This window comes from Myroides odoratus (assembly GCF_965118575.1).
Classification (GTDB): Bacteria; Bacteroidota; Bacteroidia; order Flavobacteriales; family Flavobacteriaceae; genus Flavobacterium; species Flavobacterium odoratum_B.
Genome location: NZ_CBCPHW010000053.1, coordinates 1 through 745, shown reverse-complemented (window position 1 = coordinate 745; position 745 = coordinate 1). Strand labels below are relative to the sequence as shown.

The 745-nt window shown below is 31.5% G+C and carries 2 protein-coding genes; both read right to left on the bottom strand.

All coding sequences use genetic code 11. The annotated features are described in order from the left end of the window. Positions 1-106: 106 nt before the first annotated feature. A complete protein-coding gene (locus ACMHJ2_RS17755; protein ID WP_413514182.1) occupies positions 107-292 on the bottom strand; it encodes a hypothetical protein in 186 nt (61 codons plus the stop codon). Positions 293-300: 8 nt separating this feature from the next. Beyond that, positions 301-745, bottom strand: a 445-nt coding sequence (locus ACMHJ2_RS17750) for a hypothetical protein (protein ID WP_413514181.1), incomplete at its 5' end; no start/stop codon positions are given.

The window sequence follows — 745 nt, the reverse complement described above, 5'->3', positions numbered from 1 at the left end:
ATTTGCGCTACTTGATGCCTTTATTAAACAAAGAAAATTACAAGCTATTTTATAAAACATAAAACCCGCTAATCATTTGACTAGCGGGGTTTTGTGTTTTACACTTTTAAAAGTAACTCTTTATTTCTAATATCAAGAAAACAATTCCCATAATAACTAACACATAAAAAGCAAAGTAATAATTTGTTTCTATTGCAAAACCAGGTCCATCTTTATATTTTGGCCATTTGTTTTTTAAAATTCCTATTATGCCAATAATTATCATAAATAGACTAATTATTATATATTCCATACTGTTTATTATTTTTTTAATATTTTTTCCGTATCTACTCCTATTGTTTTCTCTACAGTTAGATTAACACCATTAATTAATGTTTCAGTTCCAGTACTTAAACCTTTTCCAACTGCCTTTTCTGCAGCCATTATTCCTAATTTACCAGTCCCAACAAAAGCTAAAGACATTCCTAATTTCAATGATGCATTCCTTTTTTCACCTCTGTCAAACATAAATCCAGCTTCAATCCCTGCTCCAGCTAAGCTCATCCCTCCACCAACTGTCATCATAGCACCTCCTAATGGAGCACCAATACCTGTAATAGATAACCCTAAACCTGCGTATGTCATAGCATCTCCAGCATTTTGTAAACCTGTAGAAAATGATTTTAACTGATTATTTTCACTAATGTAAAAACCATCGCTAGTTCGAATTGCATTAAATCCTACATCGGTAGTAGTACCATTAAGA

Coding starts and splice junctions, on each gene's coding strand:
- ACMHJ2_RS17755 (WP_413514182.1), bottom strand. CDS start 292: ATGGAATATATAATAATTAGTCTATTTATGATAATTATTGGCATAATA.